The 23,677-nt window shown below is 38.7% G+C and carries 18 protein-coding genes; 14 read left to right on the forward strand and 4 right to left on the reverse strand.

What is annotated here, in order from left to right; translation table 11 throughout:
- Positions 1–21: 21 nt before the first annotated feature.
- The gene (locus tag ACGHEH_RS09845) at positions 22–1,242 is read right to left on the reverse strand and encodes an NRAMP family divalent metal transporter (RefSeq protein ID WP_390444622.1); all 1,221 of its coding nucleotides are present in this window, start codon (positions 1,240–1,242) and stop codon (positions 22–24) included.
- A gap of 8 nt (positions 1,243–1,250) precedes the next feature.
- Complete coding sequence (locus ACGHEH_RS09850; protein ID WP_390444624.1) at positions 1,251–2,021, reverse strand: class I SAM-dependent methyltransferase; 771 nt, start codon at positions 2,019–2,021, stop codon at positions 1,251–1,253.
- Positions 2,022–2,300: 279 nt separating this feature from the next.
- On the opposite strand from ACGHEH_RS09850, the gene ACGHEH_RS09855 reads away from it, so the two are divergent.
- The 7 genes from ACGHEH_RS09855 to ACGHEH_RS09885 all read left to right on the forward strand — a co-directional run bounded on the left by ACGHEH_RS09855 (position 2,301) and on the right by ACGHEH_RS09885 (position 13,455).
- Positions 2,301–3,443: an efflux RND transporter periplasmic adaptor subunit gene (locus tag ACGHEH_RS09855; RefSeq protein WP_390444626.1), complete on the forward strand. Its 1,143-nt coding sequence runs from the start codon at positions 2,301–2,303 to the stop codon at positions 3,441–3,443.
- 11 nt (positions 3,444–3,454) lie between these two features.
- Positions 3,455–6,766 (forward strand): efflux RND transporter permease subunit, encoded by a 3,312-nt coding sequence (locus tag ACGHEH_RS09860; protein ID WP_390444628.1) that lies wholly within the window; start codon positions 3,455–3,457, stop codon positions 6,764–6,766.
- A 43-nt stretch (positions 6,767–6,809) separates the two neighbouring features.
- Positions 6,810–7,004 carry a DUF1289 domain-containing protein gene (locus ACGHEH_RS09865; protein WP_390444630.1) on the forward strand — a complete coding sequence of 65 codons (195 nt, stop codon included), beginning with the start codon at positions 6,810–6,812 and terminating at the stop codon, positions 7,002–7,004.
- On the forward strand, positions 6,970–7,203 hold the full coding sequence (locus tag ACGHEH_RS09870) for an MAPEG family protein (RefSeq protein WP_390444632.1): 234 nt from the start codon (positions 6,970–6,972) through the stop codon (positions 7,201–7,203). The genes ACGHEH_RS09865 and ACGHEH_RS09870 overlap by 35 nt, the downstream gene beginning before the upstream one ends.
- Positions 7,204–7,736: 533 nt before the next feature.
- Positions 7,737–9,113 (forward strand): TolC family protein, encoded by a 1,377-nt coding sequence (locus tag ACGHEH_RS09875; protein WP_390444634.1) that lies wholly within the window; start codon positions 7,737–7,739, stop codon positions 9,111–9,113.
- Positions 9,113–10,357: an efflux RND transporter periplasmic adaptor subunit gene (locus ACGHEH_RS09880; RefSeq protein ID WP_390444636.1), complete on the forward strand. Its 1,245-nt coding sequence runs from the start codon at positions 9,113–9,115 to the stop codon at positions 10,355–10,357. The genes ACGHEH_RS09875 and ACGHEH_RS09880 overlap by 1 nt, the downstream gene beginning before the upstream one ends.
- The gene (locus ACGHEH_RS09885) at positions 10,354–13,455 is read left to right on the forward strand and encodes an efflux RND transporter permease subunit (protein ID WP_390444638.1); all 3,102 of its coding nucleotides are present in this window, start codon (positions 10,354–10,356) and stop codon (positions 13,453–13,455) included. The genes ACGHEH_RS09880 and ACGHEH_RS09885 overlap by 4 nt, the downstream gene beginning before the upstream one ends.
- A 58-nt stretch (positions 13,456–13,513) precedes the next feature.
- Here the strand turns inward: ACGHEH_RS09885 and ACGHEH_RS09890 are convergent, their stop codons facing one another.
- Both ACGHEH_RS09890 and ACGHEH_RS09895 read right to left on the reverse strand, forming a co-directional pair.
- Positions 13,514–13,930 (reverse strand): response regulator, encoded by a 417-nt coding sequence (locus tag ACGHEH_RS09890; RefSeq protein WP_390444640.1) that lies wholly within the window; start codon positions 13,928–13,930, stop codon positions 13,514–13,516.
- Positions 13,931–13,987: 57 nt separating this feature from the next.
- The gene (locus ACGHEH_RS09895) at positions 13,988–14,929 is read right to left on the reverse strand and encodes a glycosyltransferase family 2 protein (RefSeq protein WP_390444642.1); all 942 of its coding nucleotides are present in this window, start codon (positions 14,927–14,929) and stop codon (positions 13,988–13,990) included.
- A 203-nt stretch (positions 14,930–15,132) separates the two neighbouring features.
- On the opposite strand from ACGHEH_RS09895, the gene ACGHEH_RS09900 reads away from it, so the two are divergent.
- From ACGHEH_RS09900 to ACGHEH_RS09930, 7 genes are all read left to right on the forward strand, one after another.
- Positions 15,133–16,284 (forward strand): glycosyltransferase, encoded by a 1,152-nt coding sequence (locus tag ACGHEH_RS09900; protein ID WP_390444645.1) that lies wholly within the window; start codon positions 15,133–15,135, stop codon positions 16,282–16,284.
- A gap of 2 nt (positions 16,285–16,286) precedes the next feature.
- Complete coding sequence (locus tag ACGHEH_RS09905) at positions 16,287–17,672, forward strand: lipopolysaccharide biosynthesis protein (protein ID WP_390444647.1); 1,386 nt, start codon at positions 16,287–16,289, stop codon at positions 17,670–17,672.
- Positions 17,673–17,676: 4 nt separating this feature from the next.
- Positions 17,677–19,044, forward strand: a complete 1,368-nt coding sequence (locus ACGHEH_RS09910; RefSeq protein WP_390444649.1) for an O-antigen ligase family protein — start codon at positions 17,677–17,679, stop codon at positions 19,042–19,044.
- Positions 19,045–19,047: 3 nt separating this feature from the next.
- Positions 19,048–19,746, forward strand: a complete 699-nt coding sequence (locus ACGHEH_RS09915) for an acyltransferase (RefSeq protein WP_390444651.1) — start codon at positions 19,048–19,050, stop codon at positions 19,744–19,746.
- Positions 19,747–19,755: 9 nt separating this feature from the next.
- The gene (locus ACGHEH_RS09920) at positions 19,756–20,919 is read left to right on the forward strand and encodes a glycosyltransferase family 1 protein (protein WP_390444653.1); all 1,164 of its coding nucleotides are present in this window, start codon (positions 19,756–19,758) and stop codon (positions 20,917–20,919) included.
- A gap of 179 nt (positions 20,920–21,098) precedes the next feature.
- Entirely contained in the window at positions 21,099–22,601 is a 1,503-nt protein-coding gene (locus ACGHEH_RS09925; RefSeq protein ID WP_390444656.1) for a GumC family protein, read from the forward strand.
- Entirely contained in the window at positions 22,594–23,670 is a 1,077-nt protein-coding gene (locus ACGHEH_RS09930; RefSeq protein WP_390444658.1) for a glycosyltransferase, read from the forward strand. The genes ACGHEH_RS09925 and ACGHEH_RS09930 overlap by 8 nt, the downstream gene beginning before the upstream one ends.
- Positions 23,671–23,677: the final 7 nt, after the last annotated feature.

Consider the following 23,677-nt stretch of genomic DNA (forward strand, 5'->3'; position numbering starts at 1 on the left):
GGGCATTACACCCTCACATATTTAAAACACTTTCCAAAAAACAAATAATACTGAGATACCAACTAAAAACATAAAACCTGAGCCAGTTAGAATTTTTATAAACGTGGACTCAGACTGGAATACTTCGCCCTTAACCAATTGATAATTCAACCATGCAAAGAAGGGGGTCGTTAAAAAAGACAGAGTCATAGCAAGCATCAGCATATCTTTGATATTCGCTTTGAAAAATAAAATAACAATTAAACCTAAAACAGCTTGCGCAATCAAAATCATCCACATTAGGTTCTTAGGTGACTTGGTTACTAGGGTGTATGATTCGTTTAGAGTTCTACTATAACCATCTAAAACAGTTATGGTGGTACCAAACATACATAAGAATGCCACTGTTGCAATTAACCAACGAGACCATTCACCAATCGTAAGCGCATACATATCAATGAGTTGTTTAGAAAAAGCAACGCCAGCTAGTTCAATCGGTTTATCCTGACCATATTGAAGCAGCACTCCAAGAGAGAAAAACAGCAAGGCAAGTAGCAAAGTTAGCCCATAACCTAATTTGAAATCAAAAAGTGTTTGTTTGAAATCTATGTGTTTGTGTCGGTTTTTCGCTTTTATCCAAAGAGAATTTATCGCAGAAATTTCAATTGGCGCAGGCATCCAACCCATTAGTGCCACCATAAAACCAAGCATTGCCATTGAAAAAGGAGAAATCTGCGTAGCAGGCTCAGGATGTACTTGGCCATTTGATAAAGCAACAATAAAGGCGACAAATGTTGATAAGGTCAGAAACCCCATAATGACCTTACTTGCTTTATCAAGTGCCTTGTAGTGCCCAAATAGTAAAAGCAATAAGCACGAAAATAAAATACCTATGGATAAAGTTGTCAAACTGACTTGGAATGGTATGACGTATTGCAACAGAAGTGCTGTAAGCAATAGAACCCCGGCAGTGTTAACGACCGCCGAGATGATATTAAGCAAAGTGAACAAGTAAAATAATGTTGTGTTATGTTCTTTATAGCCTTCAACTAAACTTTTATTAGTCTTGGCCGTATATGCAACAGCAAACTTGAAAAATGGATATTTCAATATGTTTACTATGATAATGAACGCGAAAAGCTGCCAGCCAAATAATGCGCCTGCTTGGGTCGAAGCAACTAAGTGCGAACCACCAACGGCAGCCGTTGACATTAAAATGCCAGGGCCTAAATTCTGGATTGTGTTTTTTATATCAAATTTCATTTTTATTCTTATTTTTTGATAGCCTGTATGGCAAAAATTTGCGGGATCAACTTACCTTTATGGTGTTTGACAAACCCTTTATCGACTACATGCTGCAAATTTTGCTCACAATCATAGGGGGAGTAAGGTGACTCAGTATATTGCTTTATTTCAAGTCCAGCGTTAATCAAGGCTTGGATCACATCACTAACAGAGTGTGACCAAGTTACAATGGTAGACTCTTTACCATCGCAATTCTCAGTATAAGTGCCTTCTTTTTCAACATCGGCAGACTGCTTTTCGAAATAATCATAGCCTGCTAGTAGGTCATTGAATGGGTGAAACTCAACCAATACAAATTTACCACCAGTTTTTAATGCATTTGAAATGGTCTTTGCCCATTGACTCAAGTCAGGTAACCAACACAAGACGCCGTAAGATGTATAAACTACGTCAAATTGTTTGTCATTTTTTTCGCCAAATTGAACTATATCATCACAAATAAAGTTGGCATCTAGGCAAAGCTCAGAGGAAAGCCGCTTTGCAGCATCAATTGCTTTAGTTGATAAATCAACACCGGTTGTTTTTGCTCCCAGTCGAGTAAGTGAAAGCGTGTCTTGGCCAAAGTGACATTGTAAGTGAAGTAAATCTAGAGACTCGACTGAACCAAGTAATTCTTTTTCGAGCGGGTTCAGGCTACATTTACCATTAATAAAAGATTGCACATCATAAAATGAAGACTCAAGGTGAATATCTGTTCTTTTATCCCATGATGCTTTGTTGATACTTAAATAATCCATATCAGATACATAACTTTTTGTTTCTAATATTCTAACACCTTTAGATTATTAGAAAGCAAGGGAAAAATTAGGTTGATTTTTCAACCATTCATTAGAATAATAAAAAGGCTTGATAATCAATTATCAAATTAACCCACCAAAAACCCAATAATCTATTTCATTCTATACTTAGTACAAGTGTACAAATCACATTTTTGCTACTTTTATTTATAGTAATTTAAAATTGCATAGCAGTACTGAGTTCAGTTGCCAAAACTGGTGTATTTACAAGGAACCTCAATGGCAAACTTATTAATTCGAAAAAAACGACTGACTAATTCGCTATTATTTTTATCATTAATGTTTATCTCAAACGCTCATGCACAAGTGGTACGATATAGCGAAGTAGTAGAAAAAGAAGAGCAAGAGCAGATCCGAGTAGTCGGAACGCTAAAAGCCTATCAAACATCTAATATTGCCATCAGTGAATCAGGTTTGGTTACTGAGGTGTTTGTCAATGATGGCGATTACGTTGAAAAAGGTGATCGACTTCTAAAAGTTGATGATAGACGTCTCATGGCGCAAGTCGAACAATTGCGAGCAGAACATGCTGCAGCTAAAGAAAGCTTAAAAGCCGCTGAAGCCGAATTTGAACGAGCACAAAGTGACTATCAAGCCTATTTAACTTCGCAAAAAAATAATGCGGTGTCTAAACAGCAGCTTGAAAGAAGCCGTGCAGAAGCTAATTCTACGAAAGCGAATATGCTCGCAGCGAAACAAAACGTGGATGCTGTGAAGGCAAGTCTAACACTTGCGGAAGTAAAGCTCTCTGATACGCAGTTAGTTGCACCATTTAGTGGGCAAGTCGTAGAACGTCACGCTGAACTAGGGCAATGGTTATCTGCTGGCGATACTGCTTTTAAAGTCACTTCTTTTGATAAACTAGAGGCATGGCTTGATATACCTGAACGACTTTCTCACCTTAAGCATAGTGAGGCGTTATCGATCCCATTGCAAAGCGCCAGTGCGTTAGCGACCTCAAATAAAGTGAAAGTAATCAATCAAATTGACCCTAGAGCACGTACCTTCAAAGTCATTGCTGAAATTAAACATCCTGGATTTATGCCCGGTATGTCAATCAGTGCTTGGCTTCCTACAAATGTCAAATCATCAACATTAATGGTGCCAAAAGATGCCTTGATCCAACGTGGTGGTAGTTATTTTGTTTATAAGTTGAATATTGACGGAGACAACCAGTCTGCGCAATCAGTGCCTGTAAAAGTTAAGTTTCATAGATCTGGTTGGGTTGCTATTGACAGTGTCGTCTTAGCCAATGGCGATAAAGTGGTGACTGAGGGGAATGAGCGGCTAATGCCTGGACCTGTTGTGGCTGTACCAGATACGCAAGTCAGTTCACAGTCTGTTTCAGAGAATGTGAACTAAAAGGGATATTTATGAATGTAGTTAAATCTGCGGTTAAACAACCAATATCAGTGGTTGTTGCCGTTATTCTGTCAGTGCTTGCAGGTATATTGGCATTCACAAAAGTCCCTGTGCAAATGACCCCAACTGTCGACTCGGTTGTCGTCAGTGTGCGTACATTTTGGGAAAACGCCAGCCCGGAAGAAATTGAATCTGATGTTGTTATTGAACAAGAGAAAGTGCTTTCTGATGTCACGGGTTTAGTTTCGTTAACCAGTATTAGTCAAAACTCAGCGGCACAACTTAGATTAGAATTTGAAACTGGCACTGACATTAATAAAGCGCAGGCTGAAGTGGTACAAAAACTCAATGAAGTACCTGCTTACCCGATGGGTGTCTCTCAACCAACTGTTGAAGGGGTTGATCCCATGTCAGTCGATTACATCGCATGGGTAGGCTTGGCCGCGACAGATCCTAACTTTGACAATACGACATTGTATGATTTTATGGAAAGGCGATTAAGGCCACGTCTTGAGAACATCAAAGGTATATCGAAAGTCGGCATGATGGGCGCACGTGAGCAAGAACTTCAAATTAGAGTAGACCCAGTCAAATTGGCAAACTTTGGTGTCACATACAGTCAACTTGTTGATGCCATACAACTGAGCAACACAAGTTACTCAGGAGGCAGACTTCCTGATGGAAAAAATGATATTCGTGTGAAAGCCCATGGTCGTTTCAGTGATCTATCAGAAGTGAAAAACATCGTATTACGCAGAGATAACAATGGCCCTGTATATATCAGTGATGTAGCTGAGGTAGTCATTGATTATAAAGACATGACTGATTGGGTTAGAGCTCGTGGCGTAAAAATGCCATTTTTTAATTTTCAGTTAACTCGCGGTGCTAACTTACTGGAAGCCATGAACGCCTTAAAAGCAGAAATGGCCGAACTTAATAAACCCGGCGGAATGCTTGAGCAGCATGCAAGAAAACTCGGCATAAACGGCACATTTGAACTGGTTCTGACATGGGATTCATCAACTTATGTAGAAAATGCGATTGGGCTTGTACAAAGCAATATTGTCGTTGGAGGTATGTTAGCCGTTTTTACACTGTTATTGTTTTTACGCTCACTCAGAACCATAGGCGTAATAGCCATTGCTATTCCTATTTCTGTTATTGCATCTGTTGTTGTCTTGGTTGCACTTGGCCGCTCAATCAATATTGTCTCTTTGGCAGGTATGGCTTTCGCGGTAGGTATGGTGGTTGATAACGCCATCGTCGTTATTGAAAATATATTTAGACACCTTGAAATGGGTAAAAGACCCCTTAAGGCGAGTGTCGATGGGACCCAAGAAGTTGCTGGGGCGGTATTTGCCTCAACCATGACCACGCTCGTTGTGTTTATTCCTATCTTGACTATTAGTGACAGTGCGGGTCAGTTATTTAGAGATATATCTCTTGCTATTATGGCTGCGGTTTTTATCAGTTTTATTGTATCAATCTTAGTTATTCCGGTCGCTGGCAGCTATTTTTTGAGAATGCGTACTGAGTCTAAGCAAGTAGAAATCAATTTTAAATGGTTCAAAGCGGTTGAGGTTAAAGCGGCAAAACTCCCTGATATAATTGGCGCTATCTTTACTTATCTGACGGAAACGACCAAACGAAAGTTAATTGTAATTTCAAGCTTTGGCGTTATCACTCTTGCAGGTATCACAATTTTAATTCCGCCATTAGATTACTTGCCTAAGGGTAATCGAAATTTTGCATTTGGCTTTATGGTGCCACCACCGGGCTACAACTTAGATCAAATATCAGAAATTGGCGATCGGATTGAGCAAAAGCTACGTCCTGCTTGGGAGCTAACAGAAGATAAATATCAAGCTGAGCAATATTTTAGGCAAGGTGAACGTGCAACCGAAGCTGATAGGCCAAGCATTCAATTAATGGATGGCTCTATGATAGATGCCCCAAAAGTTGATCATTACTTTTTAGTCGCAATGGGTGGGCAAGTATTGCACGGCCTTATTCCACAAGACCCTATTAAAACCGTAGATTCAGTTGATTTACTTAACCAAACTTTGATGGGTGTAAACGCACCTGATGTTATCGGTTTTGCTTTTCAGTTCCCTCTGTTTAGCACTGGTGGCACAACGGGGTCAGCCATCCAAATTGATTTGGTAGGAGATGACTTAGAGCAAATAACACAAAGCGCGACAGCCTTGTTGTTTAGATTGATTGGTACTTATGGTCCTTATGCAACCATACCTGAGCCTGCCAATTTCATTTTACCGACCCCTGAGTTAAGTATTAAACCACTAGATGAGCGTTTGGCTGAACTAAATATGACCAGAAGAGATCTGGGTTTAGCTGTGCAAACAAATGGTGATGGTGTGATACTAATGAACAGTTTTGCCATAGGTGGAGAGCTAAAAGATCTCAAAGTGGTCACGCAAGCTCAACAATCAGATTATCCAATTGAATCTTTAATGCAGTTACCCATTGCCACTCCTGGAACCGCTATTATCGATCTTCAATCTATTGCAATAGTAGAGCGAACTCAGACTGCGGATCAAATAAAACACGTTGCTAGACAAAGGGCGATTACTTTGCAATTTACGCCACCAGCAGGTATGCCGCTTGAGCAAGCAATTAACTCTGTGAATGCTATGGTGAGCGAATTAAAAAGCCAAGGTGCGATGTCTCAGTTTGTTGATGTAAATATGGCAGGCAGTGCGGGTAAACTAGCGGATCTAAAAAATGCACTGTTAGGTGACGGCAGCTTATTTGGCACTTCAAGTTCGAGCATGTTCTTAGCTATGTTCGTGGTTTATTTGGTAATGGTAATCCTGTTTCAAAACTGGAAATATCCACTGGTTATTTTGGTTACGGTACCGCTGGCAACATTAGGTGGATTTATGGGCTTAAGTGCTGTGCATTGGGCCAGCGTATTTGACCGATATACGCCAATTCAAAACCTTGATGTACTCACATTACTTGGCTTTGTAATTTTGGCTGGGGTGGTCGTAAATAATGCTATTTTGATTGTGCACCAAGCATTAAATAACCAAAAAGAACGTGGAATGAACGGTCAGCATGCAATACGCTCATCTGTTGAAAGCCGAGTGAGGCCAATTATGATGTCAACGCTTACCTCTGTCGGCGGTATGTTACCACTGGTATTAATGCCAGGTGCAGGGAGTGAACTGTATCGTGGGCTAGGGGCTGTTGTTGTTGGAGGCCTTATTGTCTCTACAATTTTTACCCTGATATTGGTTCCTGTTTTGTTGAGCTTTTTAATGAAAGATGAAGTGAAAAAAACAGAAAGCAATTTAGCTTAATTATTAAGGCTCCATGAGGGGCCTTTTTTATAGGCTTTTAAACATGAATAATGAAAAACCTTCAAAGATAGAATCACCTTGTATACGGCAATGCTGTTTGGATGAGAGTGACGTCTGTGTTGGTTGCTTTAGAACTTTAGGTGAAATTTTAAAGTGGAATTCATTGTCAGTTATTGAAAAAAAAGTAATTATAAGTACTTGCATTGACAGAAAAAAACAAAAAAAGGAATCGAGATGATCACCCCAATTTACGTTGCCTTATTAGCAATATTATTCTTATTCTTAAGTTTAAAACGATAAAAATCAGAAAAAGATTACAAGTTGGTGTTGGTACAGGAGATAACCCTGAATTACTAAGAGCCATGCGTGTACATGCTAATTTTTCTGAATATGTACCAATCACTTTATTATTGATTTTATCAGTTGAATTATTATAAGGGCATTTTATTATCGTGCATATTCTCTGTGTATCACTTTTAATTGGACGAGTAATCCATGCTTATGGCGTTTCACAAACCAGAAAAACTTAAAATTTCGAGTAGCAGGCATGTTACCCACATTCTCAACTATGCTGGCCTCTATTGTTTCAATTTTATACCTTTCAATTATTTAGCAGAAAAGCGCATTTCGCTTTTCTTACACTACTCTTAACATTTTTTCTGCCTTTCTATAGCGAAAAAATAAAACTAAATTGGTGTTTTTAACGTATTTGGGCTTGGTAGTGTAATGTAAGTCTTTGTAAAGATGATTGTTGACAATTTTATCCAGCTATAGACTTATATCAATCTGGTTAAATAACCTGCCATTCTAGCGAGCTTAAATGTCCATTAACTTCTTCTGAAATTTATTATATAGAGCAACTATACATTAAAATTTCAACATCGTTATTGAGCATTTCTTCTGTCGCAGTAATGGACTATAAGTTTAATGTAATTGGTATTAAAGCGGATATTAATTAATAGGTTCAACAATGCAAAAGAAATGTCTTGTGTTGATAGCATGTGCAGCTTTAGCTGGGTGTAGTTCAACATTCGAATCAAATAAAATACCTCAAGACAACGTGCCGATTAATTGGTCTGAATATGGGTCTGATGGGAAAGCTTCTAACAGCTGGCAAGAAATCAATAAAGATATGTACTTACACACGTTGATAGTGCAATCAATTTTCAACAATCGTTCGATTCGTAAAGCACGATTAGAATTAGACATAGCCAAGCAACAACTCATTATTGCAGATGCAGACTTTTTACCAAATCTTTCATCTAGTTTCGATTACAACAAAAGAAAACAAGCAGACCAAGAAAGTGCATCATCAAGTTATGGTCTTGGTTTTGATTTAAAGTATGAACTTGATGTTTGGGGAAAGCTCAGTGCCAATAGTCGGCAAGCTAATCTTAATTATCTATCAGCACTTGCTAGTTACGAACAACAGCTAATCAATTTAGTCACAAGCGTATCTAAATCTTGGTACTCTTTGGTTGAGTCAGAACAACAAATAAAATTACAAAAAGAACGAGCAGAACTCACAAAACAAAGCGTTGATATTATAGAGAAGGGTTACAGACAAGGCTTAAACAGTGCACTTGATGTGTATTTGGCAAGAACGGAATTAAATAACGAACAAGCTAAATTATTTGAATTGCTAAACAGTAATAAGCGTTTACAACGTGACCTCAAAACTTTATTGGCTGAATATCCGGAAGCTAATGTAATTACCTATGCTGATTTTCCAGAATTGAGCTCTCTAAATTCACTTGGCCTGCCAAGCGAGGTTATCAAACAAAAGCCAGCTATTCAATCTGCTTGGTTTAAATTATTAGCCCAAGATGCAGCATTGGCTTATGCGCATAAACAGCGCTTCCCAAGTTTTAATTTGTCTCTGAGTATCGATTCAGCGGATGAAAAATTTTCAGATGTAATCCGATTCGATCAAATTGGTTGGAATTTCTTAGCAGGCATTACCGCACCAATTTTTAATGCAGGGAGGCTCGCCGCCAACGAAGAAAAGCAAAGGCTAACCTTAAAGACTTTTGAGGTGAGTTATTTAGAAGATATTAATTCGACCTTCAAAGACATTGAAAACAGTTTGGCTAACGAGCAAGCGCTTATTGCCAGACTTGAGAAAGTAAAACACTCATCTGAAAATGCAAAGCTTGCCGCGACATTATCTTTTGAGCAATACCAAAAAGGTCTTGTCAGTTACACCACTGTGTTAGATGCGCAAAAGCGTAGTTTTGATGCGCAGAGTAATTTCATTTCTCTTAATAACCAATTATTACAAAACCGCTTTTCTCTTTACCAAGCAATTGGTGGTAAATACCCAGTCGATTCTCAGGAAGTACAATAATGAATGATCGTAAAACCAACTTAAAAAAGGCTGTATTACCGATTTTGGTGGTTGTTTTTAGTACCATGATCATACTACTTATTGTAAACAATAAACCGAGTAATGAAAGAGGCCGACCTCAAGGAAGTGCAAAAATTCTGGTTGAAGGAAAAGATCTTGAAAGCGAAGACTTTCAAGTATCTATCGCCAGTTTTGGTGTTGTGAAACCACGTACTCAAAGTGTGCTTGTTTCTCAAGTCTCAGGGCAAGTCAGTTATATCAGTGACAGTTTCCGTGATGGCGGATTTTTCGAAAAAGGTGAGTTGCTGGTAAAAATTGATGAAAGGGATTACCAAGCTGAAGTCGATATCGCCAAAGCTGCATTACTCAATGCAGAACAATCTTTACTAGAAGAGCAAGCCAGAAGTAAACAAGCCTTGGCTGATTGGCAAAGGTTAGGTGATGGCTCAGAAGCAAACGATCTGGTTCTAAGAAAGCCTCAACTAGCCGCTCAGCAAGCTAATGTTTTATCAGCCAAAGCAAAATTAGATAAAGCAAAACTCTCACTTGAGCGTACAAAAATCATAGCACCTTATGCAGGTCGAATTTTGTCTAAGAAAATAGATGTTGGTCAGGTGGTCAATGGTAATACACAACTTGCTGATATCTATGCGACAGATTATGTTGAAGTGCGCCTACCAATCAATAACCGAGATCTCGCTTATATAGATTTACCTGAGCAAAATCGATTTGGGCAAAGTAATGCTGTAGACACAGAAGTGCAATTTACTTCTAATTTAATTGGTCAGCAAAAGTGGCGAGGTAAGTTAGTCAGAACAGAAAGCGCCATAGACAATAATTCTCAACAGCTCTATGTTGTGGCTCAAATCTTATCACCCTTCGATTCAACAAAAAATGCCATTAAAATCGGTCAGTACGTCAATGCGACAATCAAAGGTAAAACGATTAACAATGCGCTTTTAATACCTAACGAAGCAATTTATCAAGGTACATATGTTTATGTGCTGCAAAAAGGTAATTTATTAAAGCGTGTTAATATTGACTACGACTGGCAAAACGAATTTGTCACTTTAGTGCAAAATGGTCTTAAACTTGGGGATACCTTGATCACAACCCCCCTTGGTCAGGTTAGTTCAGGCACACCTGTCACTTTAATTGGAGACGAACAGGGCCACAATAAAGGTGAAAGAAAACGAGATAGAAGTAAAAAGGAACGTGATGCTGATAATGGAGAAAACACATGATAGCTTGGTTTACGCGAAATCATGTTGCGGCAAACCTATTAATGATTGCAATTTTATTTGCAGGTTTGTTTTCACTCTCAAATAAAATTCCTTTAGAGATCTTTCCGTCATTTGAAACAGATCGCATCAGCATTTCAATGAGCTTACGTGGTGCAACCCCTGAAGATGTCGAGCAGGGCATTGCAATTCGCATTGAAGAGTCCGTTCAAGATTTAGAAGGGATCAAACGCATCACGTCTCGTTCCTCTGAGAATTCAGCGAGTGTGACAGTCGAAGTCGAATCAGGCTACGACTCTCGAGAAATGTTGGCAGACATAAAAAGCCGTGTAGATGCAATTAATACCTTTCCCGCTGATGCAGAAAAACCGATTGTTTCGCTTGCCCAGCGCAGAAGAGATGTGATCAATGTCACGATTTCTTCGGACTACAGTGAGCTTGAAACCAGAGAATTTGCTGAGCAAGTCAGAGATGACATTTTACGTATCCCTGGGGTCACTCAAGTTGAGCTAGATGGGGTACGTAATTACGAAATTGCCATCGAAATCAGCCAAGATAAGCTTAGACAGTATAACTTAACTATCGCTCAAATCTCTAATTTAATCGCCAGTTCAAGTACGGATATTTCAGCAGGTAATCTAAAATCATCAGGTGGTGACATATTACTTCGCTCTAAAGGGCAGGCTTATAGAAAAAACGAATTTGAAAACATCGCAATCAAAACCAACAGTGATGGTTCCATAATTCGTTTAAGAGACATTGCAACCATTCTTGATGGCTTTGAAGAGACACCGGTTAGAACTCGTTTCGATGGTAAACAAGCCGCATTTATTGAGGTTTACCGTATTGGCGATCAAAGTGCCATTGATGTCGCTGATAAAGTTAAAAACTACATTAGCGATACTCAGGTAAATCTGCCTGTAGGCTTCGAAATGAGCTATTGGGATGACGACTCGGTTATAGTAAAGAATCGAATTGCCACCTTAACGTCTAATGCAATTCAAGGGGGGATCTTAGTTCTTGCGCTTCTTACTTTATTCTTACGTCCTTCAATTGCGTTTTGGGTATTTATAGGCATTCCTATTTCATTTATGGGAGCGTTTATCGCGATGCCGATATTTGGCATTAGCCTTAATATAATGAGCTTATTCGGTTTTATTCTAGTTCTCGGGATTGTAGTTGATGATGCTATCGTGACAGGAGAAAACGTCTATACCCACCTTAAAACTTCAGAAAGCGGTGAAATCGCAGCGATACGCGGTACGCAAGAAGTGGCTACACCTGTTACATTTGGTGTGCTGACTACCGTAGCAGCTTTTCTGCCTTTGGCGTTCATAGAAGGAAATCGAGGAGCGTTATTTGCACAAATCCCCGTGGTTGTTATTCCTGTTTTATTAATGTCGCTTGTTGAGTCTAAGTTCGTCTTACCTGCGCACCTTAAATATTTAAAACTAAGAAATGAGAAACAAAGCGTCAATAAGTTCAGCTTATTTCAGCAAGGGTTTGCCGATGGTTTTGAGCAGTTTATTTTAAAGTACTACCAACCGGTGCTCAAAAAAGCATTAAAATACAAGTTAGCGACACTGGTAGGCTTTATTAGCGTGTTCTTTGTTATTCTGACGCTTATCATGACAGGGTGGACTAAATTCATTTTCTTCCCTCGCATTCCGAGCGAGACAGTCAGAGCAAATTTAACTATGCCTGCTGGTACCCCATTTGATGTGACAGCAAAATACATCGATTTAATGGCTGATAAAGCGCAGGTTTTAAAAGACAAATATATAGACCCTGATACAGGTGAAAGTATTATTATTCATATTCTGGCAACAACAGGTGGTAGAGGAGGCGCAAGTAATGTTGGAAGAGTGCGCTTTGAAATTACGCCACCGGAATCTAGAAATCTAGATATAGATTCACGACAACTTGTAAGAGAGTGGCGAAAGCTGATTGGTGTAATACCTGGAGCAGAGTCTTTTACATTCAGAGCAGAAATTGGTCGTTCTAGCGATCCTATTGATGTGCAACTAACAGGGACCTCTTTAACTCAGTTAAAAGAGGCAGCTGAAAAAATCAAAACACATTTGGCGACTTATCCAACCATATTTGATATTTCAGATAGTCTAAGTGACGGTAAAGATGAATTAAGAATTGAATTAACGGAGCAAGGAGAAGCTTTAGGTTTAACACGCACTGAAATATCAAGGCAAATTAGAAGTGCCTTTTTTGGTGCGCAAGTACAACGTATTCAACGTGGAAGAGATGATGTTAGAGTCATGGTGCGTTTGCCGCTTGAAGAAAGAAGCAAATTGACAACATTAAATGAGTTACTGATAAAAGTACCTAATGGTGGGGTAGTACCGCTAAATCATGTTGCCCAGCTTATACCAGGCCAGAGCCCTTCAACGATTTACCGTATTGATAGATACCGCACAGTGAATGTTGTTGCGGATGTTGAAAAGAACAACACCAATATGACAGTGTTGCAGCAAGAATTAAAGGTCTATTTAGATAATCTGGTAGCGCAATACCCAGGTATTAATCACTCATTAGAAGGTGAAGCGAAAGAGCAAAGAGAATCTTTTGGTTCACTTGGTTGGGCGTTAATATTTGTGTTCTTCATTATCTATGCGTTATTAGCTATTCCATTTAAATCCTACATACAGCCACTCATTGTGATGAGCGTTATCCCATTTGGCATGATAGGCGCGGTAATAGGGCACTGGATCATGGGCATGGATTTAACCATTATGAGCTTGTTGGGTATGTTGGCGCTTATAGGTGTGGTAGTAAATGACTCATTGGTGTTGGTGGATTATATTAACAAGCAGAAGCAGCATGGCAAATCAGTCGATACGGCTGTATTGCATGCGGGCGTAGCTCGATTTAGACCTGTAATGTTAACCAGTATCACAACATTTTTTGGTTTGATGCCATTGTTATTCGAGCAGCAAACCCAAGCACAGTTTTTGATCCCTATGGCAGTATCACTCGGGTTCGGGATTGTATTTGCTACCTTGATCACTTTGGTCTTGGTACCAGTAAATTACATGCTTGTTGAAAGAATTATTGGCATCAGCAGTAAACAAACGGCAGTCGTTTAAATCTAAGAAAATCTAGAAAACAAAAATAATAAGCCCTTTTATAGGGGCTTATTTGATATTAGGCTATTTGAGCTCTGAGCTGAGCTTTTAACTGATTATTTTCAATTTCAAGTTGTTTAGCTTTAAGTGTTATCTTTAGGATATTTTTTAACTCAAAGTTATCCCAAGGCTTTGTCAAAATGATACTTGCCACTTCATCTTCTATGGCTTTTTGACATGCATCCATATCTGAATAACCAGATAGTAAAACTCTTGCAATTTCTGGGTTTGTTCGCTTTATTTGAGTCAGTAACTCAATGCCGTCCATATTAGGCATTCTGATATCTGACAAAATAATATCGAATTCGTTGTCAGCTATGAGTTTGAGCGCTTCATGTGCACCATTGGCCTTACTGATTTTATAATCTTTTCTTAGTACTCGACTAATGGCGTTTAGTACTTCAGGCTCATCATCTACTAGTAATATGTGTCCCATAATAACTCCTTAGTGTTCAGATACCTGAGTATCTATATAAATGCTAGAATAAAAAATCTAAACAGACAAACTTAGACTCTGCTTGCATAGCGCTTTTAAATCATGGGCGCATTGTTTTATGTGTCTTATATGTGGGTATAAACGCCAAGCTTTAAGTGAAAACTTAATTGAATTTAAGTAGTTATGATTTTCACGATACATTTCACCATATGACTCTAATAGCCAAGCCTGAGCATGCTCTTTGGCTTTTTCAGAGACTGTTTCGTGTTGCCCAATGCGGTTGATGATGTCTTCAATGGCATCTAAGCGTTTTTGCCTGTTAGAAGTGATTGAATTAGGTCTCATCAAGTAGCCCATGGTGTTATCTGCGGTATATGCAATGTCGCTAATAAGGGCAATTCTCAACCAGCAATCCCAATCGCTTGCACTTCTGAGGCTTGGATCAAAACCACCAGCTTCTAAGATTGTTGATTTTCTAACTACAACGCACGATGTACCGATTACATTGGTAGTTAATAGAAAATTGATCGCATCATCTAAACTAACATAGTTACCTTGGCACTTATTTTTATGTTTCGAAAACTCGGGCCAATAACCATAACAATCAATGATGTATTCATAATTCATAGTGAGATGGTCATAGTTTGTAAAAGATAACCCGCAATTAGGGTTGGCTTTAAAATAGTTAATTTGTTTCTCTAATTTATCTTTATACCAAAAGTCATCAGCGTCTAAAAAAGCGATATATGGCGCGGTTGCAGCCTTAATCGCGCGATTTCTTGCTGCGATTACACCTTGATTAGCTTGTGTGATTAAACGGATCTGAGGATTTCTGACTTGTTGCTTTAATAGCCAGTCTACAGAACCATCTGTTGAACCATCATCTACGATGATTATTTCGCAATTAACACCTTTTTGCATCATTACAGAATCTATGGCTTTAGGTAAAAACTCCAAGCAGTTGTAATTAGGAATTATCACACTGACATCAGGTTGCATAATCGTATCTCCAATTCATGTTTGATTAGATACGGCAAGCTTTGTTCCACCCTTAAAAGTGCCTATTTACAGTAGAATTTGTAAGATTGCGTTGCAAAATGCGAAAAAATTTCGAATTTATGATGGTTATTTGCAATTAAAGATACTTTTTAAGCGGCACAGAGATTGCGATGTAAAAGCATATCTTAATGTGGAGTTTAAAAATGAAACATATCGCAATTATGGTCCCGAGCTTTCCCGTACCATCTGAGACATTTGTCATTACAGAAATCAAAGCATTACAAAAAGCAGGTCATAAAGTATCTGTTATTACTTTTGAACAATGTGAAAACGACATTGAGCTGCCTTGTGATGTTCATGTTTTGAAAAAAACGCAGATAATAGACACCATATTTAGCCTAACTGAACTGCCTTTTGCTTTAATAGTTAAAGGCATTAAAGCATCAGTGAGACAAAGTGCAATTAGTACTACCTCGCTATTATTCTTTGCGACAAAAGCAGCTCAAATAATTAAAGTAAACCAAATTGAGCATATGCATTGTCATTTTATGCATAGCAGTCTGGCATATGGGGTTGTTGCAGCAAAACTTGCAAAAATTAGTGTGTCATCAATTGGTCATGGACATGATATCTATGTAAACAGCGCGGATTTAGAAGCAAAAGTGCATGAATGTGACTTTTGCGTTGCAGTCTGCGAAGACATGCTTAAATTGTTACATCGATTTTCTCCTACCAAAGCAAAGTTGCTGCATTGTGGTGTAGATACTGAAACATTCCAACCCGACTCATTGCAAGTTAACAAAGAAATTAAACTTCTTTTTGTTGGGCGTTTAGTTGAAAAAAAAGGGCTAAGTTACGCGATTAGTGCACTAGCTAATCTACCTGTTGAGATTAGACCGAAGCTAGATATTATTGGAGATGGGCCCCTTAGGAGTGCTTTAGAGTATCAAGTCGATGAAATGGGACTCAACGACTATATTGACTTCATAGGTGCAAAAAAACCACAAGATATAAGAAATATGGCGAAACACTATGATGGATTTCTAGCGCCATTTTGTATTGCTGAAAACGGCGACAAAGATACGGGGCCAGTCGTTCTAAAAGAAGCGATGGCAATGTCATTGCCTGTGATCACCTGTGATGTGATGGGGTGTGCTGAGATAGTCGATGACTCAGTTGGTTATCTTGTAGAAAGTCGTAACACACAAGCTTTAACACGCGCAATTAATCAATATGTACATTTAAGTAAAGAACAAAGATCTAAAATGCGTCTTGCAGCTAGAGCGCGTGTACTTGAAAGATTTGATGCATTTAAACAAGCCAAGCAACTTTCTGATTGGATACAGCAGGCTTAATCATGAGTAAGGCGACAAACATAGTCTACTACGCATTAGCGATTTTAAGCTTAAAAGGCATTAGTCTGGTTATGATGCCGATCATGACGCGCTATCTCAGTGTATCTGATTACGGTATGCTGAACTTCCTAGTCAGTATTGCCAGTATGTTGAGTATTGTTTTGTCTCTTGGTCTAAGTGAATTGCTGTATAGATTCAATCAATTTAAAAACAATTCACAGCGCTTTGGATTTTACAAATCATACTTAAAGGTTGCACTTTGTAGCGCTTGTTTGTGCTTTATATTTGCAATTTTCTTTGTAGATACTTTAGTAACGCTACTTCCAACCCAAGTGTCGATAGAGGCATTAAGACTGCTATTCATAAACCTAGGGGGCAGTGTAGTTTTGTCTTTACCGCTCGCTATACTTAGGATCCATGGCAAAGCAAAAGCATTTATGTTGACCTCTGTATCACAAGGGGGACTACAAGCCTTATTAACTTTGTTACTGCTCGAAGCTGGGTATGGTGTTGTTGGCGTGATGCTTTCGGGCGCTATGGCTGTATGGTTTATTCTTTTAATTCTTGCTTGGCATTATAGAGCCTTTATAATTGCAAACGAAAATAGTGGAACAAACATAACGAATGAACATGGCCTTTATATTCTTTCTATTACCTTATCTTCTCTATTTGCTTATGGTTTAAATGGCGCGGAAAACTGGTTTTTAGTGTCGTTTCAGGGCAAAGAAACACTCGCTATGTATTTTGTTGCAACACAATTCGCGCTTGTAACTTCTATAGCATTCGAACCATTCAGATTATGGTGGTTTCCACAACGATTCAATACGTTTCAAAGTAATGAGCAAAAAGCAGCAGATATCCCACTCTATGGTTTAGCGTATGCTCTGCTCATAGTTATCACCATGATGACACTGGGACCATTTATGATTGATTTTCTGCTGCCTGATGAATATGCAGAATCTAAACAAATACTACCTTGGCTATGCGTTGTTTTCTTCATAAAAACCATATCTGAACTACTGAATCTAGGTTGTTATTACAAAAACAATGCACAAGCAGCACCCATCATAAATGGGCTTTGTGCTTTGCTTGCCATTTTTGGCTGCTACTTGAGTTTAAAATATTATGATTTAAACATGATGCTCTATGTACTAATTGCAGTTCATACGATCCGTAGTTTGATGTTCTTAATTAGAAGTCAACTATTGGTGACCTTACCATATAAATACAAATATTTGATTCTCATGATAAGCCTATTGGTGGCGCAGACATTGCTGGTTTCCCACTATCAATTGTATGCATTGATACTTTTTGCAAGTGCTTGTCTGATTGTTTTAAGTGTAGGTTTTATTCAACGCAAACAAGTCATGCATCTTCTAAGAGGGTAGCAATATGGATATACACCAAAGTAAGAATCAAAAATTACAATATTTGTCTGCTGCCGCCATGTTATGTATGTTGACGTATGTTTTGTACACCACGTTTGGGGTTATATCAGTTTTTGCATTGCTGCTGTTACCCTTTGCACTTTACAGTACAATAAAAGCCAGTACAGCCTTTGTCATACTGTTTATTTTATTTAGTTATTTCAGACTCCACGAAGCATTTCCTGTTCTTTATAACTTTAAAATTCCAAAAATGTTGGCTTTGGCAGCCATGCTTGGCATCGTGTGGCATTTATTCATCAGCATGAAACTTAAGCCCTTTTGGCATACTTGTCATGCCATTTTTACCATCTTTTTCTTCTGGATCACTGTTTGTGTTTTTATGGCAACTAACCGTGCAGAGGCGATGTCGATGTACACTGGTACGTTATCAAAAGTATTCTTAATGGTGTTCGTTATTAGTTGGCTCATTAATACCGCAAAGCTTATGACCTATACCCGTATAGGTATAATGATTTCTGGTGCACTATTAGCCGGTGTCGCCATTTACAACAAACTAAATGGTATTGGTCTTATTGAAGGCACTCGGGTGACAATCTCTCGAGAATATCGATCACAGATCGGTGATCCAAATGACTTATCTTTAGTGTTACTTTTTCCAGTGGCATTTTTTGCTGGCGAAGTTTTTAACTCAAATAACAAACCTTTTTTTAGGTTCCTCGCATTTCTCGGCATGCTGCTTATGTGCTGGGGAATAATCGCAACGCAAAGCCGTGGAGGCTTACTGGGTATTTTAACCATCATGGGCTTCTTTATTTCAAAGAGAATTAAAAATCCAATTGTGCTAGGTAGTATTGGCGCTGTGGCTGGTTTGTTCTTATTGGCTGTCGCAGGTATAGGTGATAGACAAAGCGGCGGTGCAGCCGAAGAAGGGGTAGATGAGTCAGCCATGGGGCGTATTTACGCTTGGCAAGCAGCTATAAATATGGCACTAGCAAACCCTTTCACAGGGGTTGGTATAAATAACTTTTACGTTAATTATTTTTTCTTTAGTCCACATTGGGATGGCAAGAATCATGCAGTACACAGTACATGGTTTCAGGTTTTAGGTGAAACGGGGTTTGTTGGTCTTATACTTTTTGCGATGCTTATTGTATCTATATTTAAAAGTTTAAGACGGAGTAATTTGTACTGTAAGAGTAAAAACAAAGAATCGCTGCTTGTTAATGTTCACATTCTTCAAGCTGGACTATTTGGTTTTATGGTCTCTGGTACATTTTTAACACAAGCCTTCACTTGGCCTTTATACATAGTACTTTCGTTAACTATTGCACTGGAGCGTTTATTAACGAAAGAAAACGATGACAAGGGGTAAGTTATGTATATTGCATTGAAAAATTGGGTTAAAACAGATAATTCTCAACTCGGAAAATTTGTCCGTAAACTAGTATTTGGTATTAGACATATCGAATTCCCAGTGATCCCTCTATTTCATAAAGGCCTTTATGCTATTCATCGCTTCATACAAAACCTTTTGCATTCTGCAACGCAATTCTTTTATTTCACACCCATGTTTAAATCTCGGGTAAGTGGCACTAAAAAAAGACTCGCATTATTTTGCGGTATGCCGCAAATTTTTGGACCTCTTGAAATCTCTATTGGTGACGATGTACGCATGTCAGGTATTACAACATTTTGTGGTCGTGCGGTATCTAAACAAACCCCAGAGCTACGTATTGGTAACAATGTCGATATAGGGTGGCAAAATGCGATTTCGGTTGGCAACAAAGTCATTATTGAAGACGATGTTCGTTTTGCAGGGAAAATTTTTCTAGCCGGTTTTCCTGGCCACCCCGTTGATTGTGAGCTACGCGCACAAGGTTTACCAGACACTGATGATCAAGTTGGTGACATCATAGTAAAAAAAGGTGCATGGGTTGGTACAGGCTCAACCATCATTGCTGGTGTGACAATTGGTGAGGGTGCCATTATTGCTGCTAACTCTGTTGTCACTAAGGATGTACCACCATTCACTCTAGCGGGTGGCAATCCCGCTAAAGTCATCAGAGCTTTGTAGGAGTACGTTATGCGATTTGTCGTTTTCGCTGAGGATTGGGGAAGCCACCCAAGCAGCACACAGCACCTTTTTACGCGGATTGCAAAAGAGCATGATGTCATTTGGTTTAATTCAATTGGTATGAGAAAGCCAAGTTTAAATCTAAAAGACATGAATCGCATTGTTACAAAGCTTTCTTTGATGATAAAAGATAAGTTTATTCATGCAAGCAAAACACATGACAAAGCAAATCAAATAGACACATCATATTCTCCCAAAGTGCAAAACCCATTGGTGTTTCCATGGCATGATAATACACTGTGTTCAGCATTTAACTCATTCAAAATAAATCAATTAATCGATACATCAAACGAAGAGCCAATAATTTATTGGTTAAGTGTCGCCACCGCCATCAATGCAATAAAGTTAAGACCGCAAGACAAGCTTATTTATTATTGTGGTGATGATTTTTCATCCCTTGCAGGCGTTGATCACCAAATGGTTGAAGCGTTTGAAAAAGCATTAATTGAAAAAGCTGATAGGATCTTTGTGATCAGTGATAAGTTGATGCGTAAGATGCCGGCACATAAAACACAGCTACTTGAACATGGTGTCGATTTTAACTTATTTAATCAGCCAAAACCCAAAGCAGATGAGTTATCAGGTAAGAATAATGTCATTGGCTTTTATGGATCTATTTCAAGCTGGTTAGATATAAATTTACTAGAGTACTGTGCGAGACAAAGGCCAGAATACCAATTTGTATTGGTTGGAAAAGCTGAGGTAGATATTTCAGAATTACTTTGCTTGAATAATGTCACACATCATCAAGCAATTGACCACAAAAAATTAGCTGGTTTTTCACAGCACTGGCAAGCTTCAATTTTGCCTTTTAAAGATAATGGTCAAATACAGTCATGCGATCCATTAAAGCTGAAAGAGTATTTAGCTGCAGGAGTGCCGATTGTGGCAACCGATTTTCCTGCAGTAAGACGATTTCAAGAAGCGGTTTTAATTTCTAATTCTGCGGAAGGCTTTTTAAATCGCCTCGATATAGCGGTTGCCATAAATCATTTTCCTCAAATCGCTTGGAAATCTCATTCAAGTGACTTAGTTAAACGCCATAGCTGGGATCATAAAGCCCAATTTGTTTTATCCGAGTGTAAAAATTTTCATACCAACCCACTGAATTAATGAGCATTAATTATTTGTGGGTTGGTATGCAATTCTTAGCATCTTTGAACTCCGAAATTCAATTCTATTTTTAAAGTTGGTTCTATTCTTGCGACTGTTCATAACGAAGATATGAAATCTTTGTTTTTAACTGACATTTTGCAAGCGGGTTTAATTTTGCTTTGCAAAATGCAAAACGGATGAATTGTATGATATTGGCACAAGCTCAAATTAAAAGACTACTGTACTTAGCGTTATACGCCGTATATGAACGCTATCAGTTAGTTTTGCTGCCATTTATCATAGTCCCAATCATTGTCATTGGCTTGAGTGCAACGGCTGAAAAGCAATATACCAATCATGCCAGTATCCTAATTGAAGAATCGGCGTTATTAAATCCTTACCTAGATGAATTGTCTTTTTCATTCGAACTATCAGAACGTATAGATGCACTTCGTACTTTGGTGTTGAGTAGAAACAACTTAGCTGAAATTGTTGAAGAAATGCAATTAGTCCCTGAGGGCGCGCCGATAAGAAAAGTTGAGCAAATGCGTCAGAAGTTAGGCCAGGCAATTTCTATCTCAGTCGTTGGTGATGAACTTGTAAAAATAAGCTTTAAATGGAACAACCAAGCCCAAATGAAACCAATTCTCGAGCTTGTGGTTGAAAAGTTTATCGAGCGACTACTAGCACCAACTAAATCGTCTTTAGATACCTCAGAGCAATTCTTTTTAGATCAACTTGAGCTAATGAGAACAGAGCTTGAAAAGTCGGAAGATCAATTAGCACAATTTAAAGCAGATAACCGAGATGCTTTACCAGAGCTGATGAGCGTGAACCAGGAAACCATGTCACGCCTTGAACAGCAAAAGCAAATGAAAACCGTGGTACTCAGTGGGGCGCAGGCCAAGTTTAATACGCTTGCAAAGAAAATGAGTAAAGCAAACCCAATTCTAGGTCATATTGAAGATAAGATTCTTCGTACTGAGGCTGAAATTGCACTTTTAAGAACACGTTATACCGATAAGCACAGCAAATTACAGGCTAAATTAAAAGAGCTTGAAAACTTAAAAGCGCATAAGCAAACCATAAGCGAAAAACATCAATCAATTGATTCAACGGACCTAGATTCGCTTTGGCAAATCGCCAATACCTTGCCGCAAGATGGAGAAAAACAAAATAACGCCTTGTTGGTCTCCCAATTATTAACGCTCGAAGAAGCTAAAAATAGCTTGGCTCAACACCAACAAGAACTAGATATGTTAGACGAGCAAATTCGACTTATCGCAGCCCGTTTAAGTAGTACTACTGACATAGATAAAAAGCTTCGCAAATTGCAACGTGATTTAGAAGTAAAACAAAATCTCTACAAAGATATGTTAGAGCGTTATGAAATGTCTAAGGTCACGGGTCAGCTTGTTCGCTACGAAGGCCCAGATAAAGTTAAGACAATTGAACGTGCCTACAGCCCTAGCGTGCCAATTAATAACCCATTATGGATCAGTGTCGTCCTTGGTATTGTCCTTGGTCTATTTTGTGGCATAGCACTTGTATTTGTCTATGCACTACTTGATACACGCATTAAAGACATGAAGACAGTGGCCCATCTTACTGAGCAACCAGTACTGACCGTCATGCCGATAGTTCATCAAGAGTTTGAACGAGAGATCATTATTGAAGCATCGAGGAGTTCTTATGAATAACGTACTACAGCTAATTCAGCATCCACTGGTGGGTGGTTTAGAGAAGATGGTTCTTACCCTGTGTCAGCAAAGTAAGTTCTCAAATTATATGGCTTTAGTTGCCCTTGAAGGCTCGACTAATCGAGCTTTATCAGCATGGCCTGCATTAAAAGAGCTTTCTCATTTTGAATGTTTAGGTAAACAACCTGGTATTTCTTACCAAACAGTTAAAAAGCTAATCAAACTCATTGACGAGTGGGGCATTGATACCATTCATAGTCATCATGTTGGTCCTCTATTTTACGGTGCCATGGTCAAAATGAACAGACCACATGTTAAACACATTCACACAATGCATGATGCTTGGTATCTAAATAACTTTAAACAACGTTTGTTGACTAAATTAGTGCATAGTCTGACTAAAGTCACCATAGTGACAGACGCGAATGCAGTGGCATCTGAACTGACACATCAAACCTCTATTAAAGCGGATTATGTGGTGCACAACGGCATAGACACTCAGCTTTTCAGACCTTTTTCAAAGTACCTTGCACGTTGTCGCTTAGGTTTACCAAGCGGTATTAAACTGGTTGGCTGTGCTGCAAGAGTCGAAAAAGGTAAAGGTCATATAGCCTTAATTGATAGCCTTAAGTCCTTACCAGAACATGTTCACCTCGTTTTTGCTGGAGATGGCAGTCAACTTGAGTTCTACACCAAATATGGTATGGAAAAGTCACTTCAAGACCGTATTCATTGGCTCGGTAAAGTCGATGCTATGCCGCTGTTTTATTCTGCCATTGATGTTTTTTGTTTATTTTCAGAGCGTGAAGGGTTACCGCTTACCTTACTTGAAGCCATGGCCTGTAACATTCCTGTCATAGCTTCTGATGTCGGTGGCGTTAAAGAAATTGTAAGCAAACAAAGCGGTATTTTATTAAACGTAAATATGGCCCATTGCTTGCCAGATGCTATACAGAGAGGTTTGTCATTACAAAACGGCACTAAGGTCAGAGCACATGCTTTAGAGCTTGGTTGCTCAAAAAAAATGACAAAACGTTATGACTACTTATATGAAAGCATAAAAAGCTAGGAGTAAG

The organism is Pseudoalteromonas sp. MTN2-4 (assembly GCF_042848605.1).
GTDB lineage: Bacteria > Pseudomonadota > Gammaproteobacteria > Enterobacterales > Alteromonadaceae > Pseudoalteromonas.

What these genes read in the sequence shown, in the direction of transcription:
- ACGHEH_RS09845 (WP_390444622.1), bottom strand. Translation starts at nt 1,242, where the DNA reads ATGAAATTTGATATAAAAAACACAATCCAGAATTTAGGCCCTGGCATT.
- ACGHEH_RS09850 (WP_390444624.1), bottom strand. Translation starts at nt 2,021, where the DNA reads ATGGATTATTTAAGTATCAACAAAGCATCATGGGATAAAAGAACAGAT.
- ACGHEH_RS09855 (WP_390444626.1), top strand. Translation starts at nt 2,301, where the DNA reads ATGGCAAACTTATTAATTCGAAAAAAACGACTGACTAATTCGCTATTA.
- ACGHEH_RS09860 (WP_390444628.1), top strand. Translation starts at nt 3,455, where the DNA reads ATGAATGTAGTTAAATCTGCGGTTAAACAACCAATATCAGTGGTTGTT.
- ACGHEH_RS09865 (WP_390444630.1), top strand. Translation starts at nt 6,810, where the DNA reads ATGAATAATGAAAAACCTTCAAAGATAGAATCACCTTGTATACGGCAA.
- ACGHEH_RS09875 (WP_390444634.1), top strand. Translation starts at nt 7,737, where the DNA reads ATGCAAAAGAAATGTCTTGTGTTGATAGCATGTGCAGCTTTAGCTGGG.
- ACGHEH_RS09880 (WP_390444636.1), top strand. Translation starts at nt 9,113, where the DNA reads ATGAATGATCGTAAAACCAACTTAAAAAAGGCTGTATTACCGATTTTG.
- ACGHEH_RS09885 (WP_390444638.1), top strand. Translation starts at nt 10,354, where the DNA reads ATGATAGCTTGGTTTACGCGAAATCATGTTGCGGCAAACCTATTAATG.
- ACGHEH_RS09890 (WP_390444640.1), bottom strand. Translation starts at nt 13,930, where the DNA reads ATGGGACACATATTACTAGTAGATGATGAGCCTGAAGTACTAAACGCC.
- ACGHEH_RS09895 (WP_390444642.1), bottom strand. Translation starts at nt 14,929, where the DNA reads ATGCAACCTGATGTCAGTGTGATAATTCCTAATTACAACTGCTTGGAG.
- ACGHEH_RS09900 (WP_390444645.1), top strand. Translation starts at nt 15,133, where the DNA reads ATGAAACATATCGCAATTATGGTCCCGAGCTTTCCCGTACCATCTGAG.
- ACGHEH_RS09905 (WP_390444647.1), top strand. Translation starts at nt 16,287, where the DNA reads ATGAGTAAGGCGACAAACATAGTCTACTACGCATTAGCGATTTTAAGC.
- ACGHEH_RS09910 (WP_390444649.1), top strand. Translation starts at nt 17,677, where the DNA reads ATGGATATACACCAAAGTAAGAATCAAAAATTACAATATTTGTCTGCT.
- ACGHEH_RS09915 (WP_390444651.1), top strand. Translation starts at nt 19,048, where the DNA reads ATGTATATTGCATTGAAAAATTGGGTTAAAACAGATAATTCTCAACTC.
- ACGHEH_RS09920 (WP_390444653.1), top strand. Translation starts at nt 19,756, where the DNA reads ATGCGATTTGTCGTTTTCGCTGAGGATTGGGGAAGCCACCCAAGCAGC.
- ACGHEH_RS09925 (WP_390444656.1), top strand. Translation starts at nt 21,099, where the DNA reads ATGAATTGTATGATATTGGCACAAGCTCAAATTAAAAGACTACTGTAC.
- ACGHEH_RS09930 (WP_390444658.1), top strand. Translation starts at nt 22,594, where the DNA reads ATGAATAACGTACTACAGCTAATTCAGCATCCACTGGTGGGTGGTTTA.